Origin of the sequence: Sphingobium phenoxybenzoativorans (assembly GCF_001757355.1) — a bacterium.
In the GTDB taxonomy this organism is placed as follows: Bacteria; Pseudomonadota; Alphaproteobacteria; order Sphingomonadales; family Sphingomonadaceae; genus Sphingobium; species Sphingobium phenoxybenzoativorans.
The window spans coordinates 1-8740 of sequence record NZ_MINO01000107.1 but is presented as its reverse complement, the minus strand read 5'-3'; the positions used below and the strand labels follow the sequence as shown (position 1 = coordinate 8740).

9 protein-coding genes and 1 tRNA gene are annotated in these 8740 nt (G+C 59.7%); 5 read left to right on the top strand and 5 right to left on the bottom strand.

The window, feature by feature from the left end:
• Nucleotides 1–548 (top strand): glycoside hydrolase family 130 protein (locus tag BHQ40_RS25425; RefSeq protein WP_494338032.1); only part of this gene is annotated, 548 nt, incomplete at its 5' end.
• A gap of 12 nt (nt 549–560) precedes the next feature.
• Here BHQ40_RS25425 and BHQ40_RS22990 read toward each other — a convergent pair.
• From BHQ40_RS22990 to BHQ40_RS22980, 3 genes are all read right to left on the bottom strand, one after another.
• Entirely contained in the window at nt 561–1844 is a 1284-nt protein-coding gene (locus BHQ40_RS22990; protein ID WP_070158071.1) for a glycoside hydrolase family 130 protein, read from the bottom strand.
• A gap of 26 nt (nt 1845–1870) precedes the next feature.
• Entirely contained in the window at nt 1871–4159 is a 2289-nt protein-coding gene (locus BHQ40_RS22985; protein WP_070158070.1) for a glycosyltransferase family 4 protein, read from the bottom strand.
• Nucleotides 4160–4494: 335 nt separating this feature from the next.
• A tRNA-Tyr gene (locus tag BHQ40_RS22980) sits at nt 4495–4581 on the bottom strand.
• A 99-nt stretch (nt 4582–4680) separates the two neighbouring features.
• Here BHQ40_RS22980 and BHQ40_RS22975 point away from each other — a divergent pair.
• The gene (locus BHQ40_RS22975; protein ID WP_070158069.1) at nt 4681–5421 is read left to right on the top strand and encodes a TrmH family RNA methyltransferase; all 741 of its coding nucleotides are present in this window, start codon (nt 4681–4683) and stop codon (nt 5419–5421) included.
• A gap of 32 nt (nt 5422–5453) precedes the next feature.
• The gene (locus BHQ40_RS22970) at nt 5454–6224 is read left to right on the top strand and encodes a hypothetical protein (protein ID WP_070158068.1); all 771 of its coding nucleotides are present in this window, start codon (nt 5454–5456) and stop codon (nt 6222–6224) included.
• A 16-nt stretch (nt 6225–6240) separates the two neighbouring features.
• Here BHQ40_RS22970 and BHQ40_RS22965 read toward each other — a convergent pair whose 3' ends face one another.
• On the bottom strand, nt 6241–6558 hold the full coding sequence (locus tag BHQ40_RS22965; protein ID WP_070158067.1) for a 2Fe-2S iron-sulfur cluster-binding protein: 318 nt from the start codon (nt 6556–6558) through the stop codon (nt 6241–6243).
• Nucleotides 6559–6638: 80 nt separating this feature from the next.
• On the opposite strand from BHQ40_RS22965, the gene BHQ40_RS22960 reads away from it, so the two are divergent.
• Together BHQ40_RS22960 and BHQ40_RS22955 are read left to right on the top strand one after the other, a co-directional pair.
• A complete protein-coding gene (locus BHQ40_RS22960) occupies nt 6639–7265 on the top strand; it encodes a DNA-3-methyladenine glycosylase family protein (RefSeq protein ID WP_070158073.1) in 627 nt (208 codons plus the stop codon).
• A 190-nt stretch (nt 7266–7455) separates the two neighbouring features.
• Nucleotides 7456–7680 (top strand): DUF2188 domain-containing protein, encoded by a 225-nt coding sequence (locus BHQ40_RS22955; RefSeq protein ID WP_070158066.1) that lies wholly within the window; start codon nt 7456–7458, stop codon nt 7678–7680.
• Nucleotides 7681–7713: 33 nt separating this feature from the next.
• On the opposite strand, the gene BHQ40_RS22950 is transcribed toward BHQ40_RS22955, so the two are convergent.
• Nucleotides 7714–8740, bottom strand: a 1027-nt coding sequence (locus tag BHQ40_RS22950; protein WP_070158065.1) for a glycine betaine ABC transporter substrate-binding protein, incomplete at its 5' end; no start/stop codon positions are given.

Genomic DNA, 8740 nt, shown 5'->3' with positions numbered 1-8740 from the left:
TCGATCACCAGAACAAAGACATGCTCATATTTGAAGGCCAAATCGATGGCATGTTTTGGGCGCAAACCCGCCCCTTGGGCGATCTCTATTTCGCCTATCCTCCTGGCAGTCCCTGGCGTGCGGGACCCTCAATCAATTTGGCCACCTCCTGTGACGCATTTCACTGGAAACCCCACATAAATCCGGGAATTCGCCCGCATGCAGCAACGACAATGCGGATCGGCGGCGGCGCACCGCCAGTCCGGTTTGAAGACGGATGGCTAAGCTTGTGGCACGGGGTTGAACCTAATGACGGCGTGGGCGCATATCGCACCTATTGGTCGCTGCTAGACGGCAAGAAGCCCAGTCTCATTCTCCGCACTGATCATAAACCGATACTGGAGCCAAATGACATGCTGCTCCAGCCATTGGCCCATCGCATATATCTGCGCGATATCGTTTTTACGACGGGGATAGCTGACGCTGGTGACCATTTCATTGTCGCAAGCGGCGAGGCAGACCTTGCCTGCCGGATCACCCATATACCAAAAACATCCTTCACGAATTGATCCCGACGCCCGTCATTCCATCAGCGCAAGCATTTCTTCTATAGGGACAAAGGCAAAGGCGACCGAGCTGTCTGCCACGCCATATGGCATGAAGATGTTGTTGCCGTGCTTCATCGCACCGCAGGTATATACGACATTGGGAACATAGCCTTCCCGATTATCCTCGGACGCCTTTAGGATCGGTTCTTTGCATCGGCGGAGGACCTTGGATGGGTCATCCTTGTCAAGAAGCGCTGCGCCGATCGAATATTCCCGCATGGCGCCCACGCCATGCGTCAGAAGCAGCCAGCCCTCATCCAATTCTATCGGGGCGCCACAATTGCCGATCTGCACCAATTCCCAAGGATATTGTGGCGTCAGAATTTGTACGCCCTCGCCCCAATCAGTCAAACTATCAGACGTAATGAGATAGAGATTCTCGCCGTCCTGCCGGCCAATCATCATATATTTGCCGTTCACCTGCCGGCTGAAGAGCGCCATGCCTTTGTTGCGCGCGGCGCTGCCTGTCAAGGGTAGCAGGTCAAAGGTGCGGAAGTCGGAAGTCCGCATCATTTCAGACTGAATTTGACGGCCGTTATAGGCAGTGTAGGTGCCCAGCCATTCCTTGCGGCCATCCTCGTGATGAAATTCAACGAGCCGCAAATCTTCCAATCCATTTGCCTGGGCATCAGTGATCGGAAAAATCACCGTCCCGGACAGGGTACTATCCTTATGGCGAAAGATAGTGACCTGGCCTTCGGGGATATGGTCCTCGGCTTCCTGCGCGTCGGCCGCGGTGGCAAAGGGGGGTTCGGTCGCCAATTGAAAATCGCCGCCATGGGTTATGATACCCTCACGAAAGGCGATGGAACTGATATGTCCTTCACCCACTGCTCGCAAGGACATGACGATGCGGCAACTATCACGCGGCATTCCACTCTGATCAGGATGAGGTACCACGCTGGGGTTCATCAACGCGGCGGCGGCATAGCTATATTCATGGCAAAAATATGCGCCGATAAGCTGACATCGCGCGTCGCTCAGTTGCCTGTCCTCAAGTTTCAAAACCGCAGCAATTTCGGCATAGCGGGTCATGAACACGCGCCGCGTTTGCCAGTGCCGGGCCTCAAAGTCCGTCAACACATGCGCGAGCTGTTTCTGGGTTTCATGCTCTGACATCGCCAGAACGGCGGCCACGATCCGCTCGGTCCGGCTAGGGCCCGATCCATTAGCATGCCAGCCTAAATGAAACGGCCTCACGACTACCCGCGAAGGATCTGCATTCAAGCGAAGCGGCAACGTCTTAATTGCTGGCAATGTTTTATCCCGTGCAGTCCTGATCGCTAGGCGGACGCCGGGGCAACCTCCGGCGCAACTTCATGTGCCACGGCTGATAGGGTGCGGGAAAGCCTGTTCATCGCGCAGGATGCCAGTTGCAACGCAAGAAGCGATTCAGCACCCTGGTTTCGATTGACGCCTGTGGGCGTCAGGCCATCATAGCAACCGCCGTCGTTCGCGGTGGCAAGCGGGATATCCAGCTCATTCTTGCCCAAGAACCAGCTATAGGCATTTTCCGCGATCTCTATCCATTTGGTCGCTTTGTCGACCTCATATGCGGCGACTGCTGCTTCGATCGTTGCTTGAGCTTCGAGCGGCTGCTGATCAAAAGGCAGAGGTTTGCTGTAAGCTCGACCAAAGCTTTCGGTACCAATTGCGCGAAAATGACCATCTGGATGTGTCTGCTGCGCTACGATCCAGTCCAATGTCGAAAGACCGCACGCGATAAATTCATGATTATTAAGCTGCTTACCGGCCACGAGTAAGGCATGGGGCAGCCTCGCATTGTCGTAGGCGAGCACTGCTTCGAACCACGCCCAGTCCGGTCTCCGGGCCTGTTCCAGGAGATATATCAGCTCCGAACCGAATTCACATAATATGTCGTGACATTGACTGTCGCCCGGACGCGCCTCCAGCATCGCGGCCGCTCCCAGCATGATAAAGGCGCGCGCACGCGGTGAACTCAGCGACCGTATCATACCGATCGAACGGTCAAAAAGATGCACAGCCCATTCACGATGTTTCGGCAGTGTCGCATCCCGGGCCGTCACACCCAAGGCCCATATTGCGCGGCCCGAACTATCCTCCGAGCCAGCTTCCTCGCACCACGTCCGGTCGAACGCCATGAAATTCCGGAAACGCCCTGCCTGCGGGTTCCACGCATGTTCCACAAAGCTGGCATATGTGGTCATCCAGCGATCATGCACCTCGTCATCATGCGATGCGATCTGCGTCATCAAAATCAGGGCGCGCGCATTATCATCTATACAATAGCCATGATTGCGGTCAGGCACGGAGAGGATGCTGTGCTGAAGCATGCCAGTGCCGTCACTCATGCGTAAAATCGCAGATAGGTCTGGCTCCATGATGGAATAATTACGTCGAGGCGCCAGACGAGTGGGCTGCATGGAAATGGCCTGAGCCAGACATCGGCCGACACGCTTTGCAAGCTCGCTCCATATCATTCCCCTGCCATATGCATAAGCGCGGCGGGCATAGCCGTTGCGGATATTCGGATCGGTAAGCAGATGGGAGATTTGGTGGGCCATCGCCTCACTGTCGCCAAATGGAACGAGGATGCCACGGCCATCAGCCAATATTTCCGTTGCATGGACATAGGGAGTAGAGATGACCGGCTTACCCATCCCTATGGCATAGCTCAGGGTGCCGGATGTGATCTGCGCCGGATTGACGTAGGGCGTGACGTAGATATCTGAAGCCTGCAGATAATCGAGCAACTCATCCTGTTCGACATATTGGTTGATGAACGCGACATTTTCATCAACGCCAAGTTCACATGCCAATGCCTGCAACGACTGGCGCAGGCTTTCTCCCTGCTCACGGACAATGTTGGGATGGGTTGCGCCAAGTATGACATAGAGCGCATCGGGGTGAGCGCGGACGATCGCCGGCATGGCGCGGATCATCGCATCTATCCCCTTATCAGGTGCAAGCAGACCGAAGGTCAGTATCACGCTTCGCCCGCTGCAATTCAGCAAAGGCTTGATTGCTGCTGGCTCGACATAGGGGCGATCAGGGACACCATGAACTATGAGCGAGATGCGCGCGTCATCGACTTGATAATGGTTCCGCAGAATCTCTCGGCCACGTTCAGCCATCACAATGATCTGATCGGATCGGGCGAGCAGCGCTCTCATGACGCGCAATTCATCTGGGTTGGGATTCTCCAGGATGGTGTGAAGGGTCGTGACGAGAGGAAGCTTTGTTCTCGCCAGCAGGTGCAAGATCATGTCACCCGCGGCACCGCCAAAAATGCCAAACTCATGCTGCAGCCAAATGGCCTGTGCGCCACTTTCCTCAATTTCCCTCGCTGCTTCCGCGTATGAAATGAGGTCATTCTGGGCGATCAATTTGATATCATCAGCATAGACTAAATTTCCCAGGCCATCATCCAGAGCATAATGGTCCACGGACATGTCCGGAAATTGCTTCGCTAAAGCCTGACTGCAATGGGTGGTGAATGTAGCGATGCCGCATTTGCGAGGGGTGCTGTTGCCGATCATCGCAATATGGTGCGGAATTATCTGAAATTCGTCAGGCTGTGGGTGCTTCATATAGGACCTCTGAACGGAGCAGCCGCCAGCCTCGAAGAGGTGATAAAGCGGATCTAGGATTTAACCATTCGTGGTCTGAAAAGTTGCGGCGCTGCACAATGGAATATGATAGCAAAAACAATGTCTTGCTATACCATTAACTTTGATCAGCGCGAATTTTCGCTTCGGTGAGCATATTCCCGATAGCTCGTTTTCGAAATCGGTACCTCGTCTGAATGCCTCATCTGAGCCGGAAGCATGCGGAAAGATATAAACGCTCAATGGGGATAAAGGACAGAAAACCGCCAAAAATGTCCATCCGGGCGGACTGCTGAGGATGGCTGAGAATGGGGGAATGGTGGACAGGGCTGGATTCGAACCAGCGTACGGGAAACCCGGGCAGATTTACAGTCTGCTGCCTTTAACCACTCGGCCACCTGTCCACACCGCCATGCATATCGTTGAGCGATATCCCGGCGGGAGGCGCGTCCAATGGCGAATGGAGGCTTGCCTGTCAATGCTTCCCATGAAATGAGCGGGCGATGAAAAGAGGACATCGTACCGGCACGCCGAAAGGCGGTTATCCGCGGCTCTATGGGCGTCACGCCGTCACGGCCGCGCTCGCCAATCCCGACAGGGTTATCCGCAAGATATGGGGCACGCGCGAAACGCTGAACGCCATGGAATTGCCGCCCGTCCTGCCTATCGTTTACGCCGACGGCGCGGACCTTGGCCGCATGGTTCCGGGCGATGCGCCGCATCAGGGCATAGTGGCGGAGGTTGAGGCGCTGGAGGATGTCTGGCTGGGCGACGCGCTGGAGGCCGGGCAGAATGACAAGCGGCCCGTGCTTGTCCTCGATCAAGTGACTGATCCGCATAATGTCGGCGCGATCCTGCGGTCCGCCGCCGCCTTCGACGCCCTGTGCATCGTGACGCAGGACAGGCATGCCCCGCCCGAATCGGGTGCACTGGCGCGCGCGGCGTCCGGCGCGCTGGAAATCGTGCCCTGGGTGCGTGTCGTGAACCTCGCCCGCGCGCTCGATGAGATTGCGGAGGCCAATTATTGGCGCATCGGCCTGGATGGAACCGCCGATGTGACGCTGGGCGAGGCGATCGGCGATTCCCGCGTCGCGCTGGTCCTTGGGGCCGAAGGCGAAGGGTTGCGGCACAATAGCATGGCGCATTGCGACATATTGGCTAAACTGCCGATCAGCCCGCGGATGGAAAGCCTCAACGTCTCCAACGCCGCGGCCATCGCCCTTTACGCCGCCGCCTGCCGATAGGCGGCGGGCCGCCGGGCGGAAACGGGGGTGATATGCGATATCTCACACGCGCGGCGCTGGTGCTGGCTTCATCCCTGCTGCTTTCGGCATGTTTCCTGACGCCGGGCAAGTTCACCTCGACCCTCGACATCCGCGCCGACCGCAGCTTCGCCTTCACCTATAAGGGCGAGGTCATCGCGGTCGATATGGACAGCGCCATGAACGCCAGCGACGCCATCGGCAATGATGTTGGCGCCCCGTCCGGCGAGGAGAGCGTCTATCGCGACATTGCGCTCCGGGACGCGGCGGCGAAACCCGGCAAGACGCCAAAGCCCGCCGCGCCGGACGATGATTTCAGTGACGGCAAGGACAGCAAGCAGAAGATGCTGGCCATCGCCGCCGCGCTCTCGCGGGAAAAGGGGTTCCGCACGGCGCGCTATCTTGGCGATGGCAAGTTCGAAATCGACTATGCCATTGCCGGCACGCTCGATCACGCCTTCGTTTTTCCGTTCAATATCGACGCGAAGATCATATTCCCCTTCGTCGCCGTGGAGCTGCGCGGGGACGACCGCGTACGGGTGAAGGCGCCCGGCTTTGCGAATGACGACAGCAGGTCGCAAAACCCGATGGGCCGCAGCCCGGCGGAGGAGAAGGCGGCGCAGGCGCTGGACGGCGCGTTCACGCTCACGACCAACGCCGTGATCGTCAGCCAGAACCAGGAAGAAGGCCCCGCCTCCTCGCCCCAGGGTCACACGATAGTCTGGAAGGTCGACCCGCTGACGACGGAAGCGCCAATGGCCGTCATCAAATTCCCGGCCAAATAGGCCCGGCTTCCCGGACTCAGTCCTCCGGCGCGATCGTGACCTTCAGATTCTCGATCTCGTCGCTCATGAAAAGCTGGCAGGACAGCCGGCTGGTCTCATTGCGATGGTCGGAACTGTCGAGCAGGTCGTTCTCGTCCTCGCTCATCGCCGGCAACTGATCGGCGAAGGCGGGGTCGACATAGACATGGCAGGTCGCGCAGGAACAGCAGCCGCCGCACAGCGCCAGCAATTCGTCGAACCCGTTGTCACGGATGACTTCCATGACCGACAGACCGCTATCTCCGTCGACGGCCTGTTCTTCGCCAGCGCGGTTGACCACGATCAGCTTCGGCATATACGCAACTCCCCTTGGAACTCTTCGCCGCTATTAGGGATGACGCAGATGAAATCAAGCATTTGCACGAAGAAGCAGCGATGGTGACGACGCCCGAAAGCCTACGCGCCAGTCTGGACGCGCTTGGCGTTATAGAACCGCTGTTCGCCAGCGCCGTCACGCGCATCGGCTATCCTGCGCCGCGCGTCCGGGAGCCGGGCTATGAGACCCTGCTGCGCACGATAGTCGGGCAACAGGTCAGCATCGCCGCCGCCGCGTCGGTCTGGGCAAAGCTGGAAAGGGAACTGGGCGCTGGCTGCGCGCCGGACGCCCTCCTCTCCCGCGATTTCGACGCGCTGCGCGCCTGCGGCCTTTCCCGTCAGAAGCAGGGCTATGCCAGAAGCCTTGCGGAACTGGTGGTTTCCGGCGTCCTGAATCTCCACAATCTCCCGAAGGATGATGAGGAGGCGATTGCCCAACTCGTTCAGATCAAGGGCATTGGGCGCTGGTCTGCGGAAATCTATCTGCTTTTTGCGGAGGGCCGCACGGACATTTGGCCGGCGGGCGATCTCGCCGTGCAGGTGGAGGTTGGCAGGATCATGGGGCTTCCCGGCCGGCCGGATGAGAAGGCGGTTCGCGCGCTGGCCGAGGGCTGGCGGCCGCACCGGAGCGCCGCCGCGATCTTTTCCTGGCACCACCGCCATGTGGGGGCGGACGCCATTCCCTGACCTGCCGGGCGTCCCGTTTTGACACGCGCCGCATGTGCGGGGCATATCGTCGCAACGGCGTTCCGGATGACGCCGCCGATCGCCGCGTTCCCGCGAATCGCACGGGGATGGCATTTTCCTCCGGCCTTGCACCGGCCGGGCTTTTGGCGGATTAGGGTCCCGCAGCAGTTTCCGTCAAAGGCCCGTTACAATGAAGCTCCCTCCCGCGCGCTACATCATCATGCAGCATGATGGCGAGTGGAAGATCAATCTCGACAACCGCTATTATGGCCCCTTCGAAACCATTGAGGAGGCCACCGAAATGGCGGTGGAAACGGCACGCAAGGCGGCGGATGCGGGCTATCCGGCGTCCGTGCTGATGATGTATGGCTCCCGGCTGGAACGGCTCTGGCCGGACCCGGAGCGGCCGATCTGAAACGAGGGCCAATCGGCATTCAGCCCTAAGTCGCTATCCTCCGATCCGGCTGTCCAGCCACGCCGCGGCCTGCGCCGGGCTTTCCTTGGCGTCGGGCCGGTCCACCCGGTAATTGGCCTCGCGCATCAGCGCCACCGGCACATGATCGATCAGGGGCGCCAGCGCGGCGATGAACCGCTCGTCTCCGGCGCGCGCGGGGCTCGCCAGCAGCAGGGCGTCATAGGATGGGATCGCCCCCTTCACATCCGCCAGCGTGACCAGCCCGTCCGACGCGATCCGTCCGTCGGAGGAAAAGGCGGTGATGACGTCGACACGGCCGGACGCCAGCGCATTATACATCATCGTCGGCTGAAATGGCCGCGCCTCGGCAAAGCGCATGGGATAGGCGGCCTTCACCATCCTCCATTCGGGCCGCTCCAGAAACTCGATATCGGTGCCCAGCCGCAATGCGGGCGACCGCGCGGCCAGTTCGCCCAGCGTGCGGATGCCCAGGCGGCGCTGGTCCGTCGCCCGCATGGCGAAGGCGTAGCTATTCTCGAACCCCAGCGGGCCGATCAGCGCGCCCTTCCCGCCACCTTTCATCCGCGCCCCGATGTCCGCGACCATGCGTCCGCGCGGCGGCACATCGGAACGGCGCATTTCGTTGGTCCAGATCGTCCCGGCATAATCGACATAGATGTCGATATCGCCTGCCTCCAGCGCCTTGAAGATCACTGCCGATCCCAGCCCCTCCCGGTATCGCACCTGATATCCTGCCGCCTCCAGCCGGTTGCCGATCAGGCGCGCCAGAATGAACTGTTCGGAAAAATTCTTCGCGCCGATCGTCACCACCGGCCCATGGCTGCGCGCCAGCGGCGCGAGGGACAGCAGCAGCCCGCACGCCAGCACCGCCAGCCCGCTCCAGACCGGCCAGCGCCGCCGCGTCCGCACGCCCCACTCCGCCGCGCCCAGCAATCCGTCCGCCAGCAACGCCAGTGAAGCAGCGGCCGCGCATCCGGTCAGCACCAGCGGCCAGTCCTGCGTTTGCAGCCCCGCGAAGATCAGGTCGCCAAGACAGGGC

Excerpts from the sequence above, each read along its gene's own strand:
- BHQ40_RS22960 (WP_070158073.1), top strand. The coding sequence starts at position 6,639 with ATGGTGACGACGCCCGAAAGCCTACGCGCCAGTCTGGACGCGCTTGGC.
- BHQ40_RS22985 (WP_070158070.1), bottom strand. The coding sequence starts at position 4,159 with ATGAAGCACCCACAGCCTGACGAATTTCAGATAATTCCGCACCATATT.
- BHQ40_RS22965 (WP_070158067.1), bottom strand. The coding sequence starts at position 6,558 with ATGCCGAAGCTGATCGTGGTCAACCGCGCTGGCGAAGAACAGGCCGTC.
- BHQ40_RS22955 (WP_070158066.1), top strand. The coding sequence starts at position 7,456 with ATGAAGCTCCCTCCCGCGCGCTACATCATCATGCAGCATGATGGCGAG.
- BHQ40_RS22975 (WP_070158069.1), top strand. The coding sequence starts at position 4,681 with ATGAAAAGAGGACATCGTACCGGCACGCCGAAAGGCGGTTATCCGCGG.
- BHQ40_RS22970 (WP_070158068.1), top strand. The coding sequence starts at position 5,454 with ATGCGATATCTCACACGCGCGGCGCTGGTGCTGGCTTCATCCCTGCTG.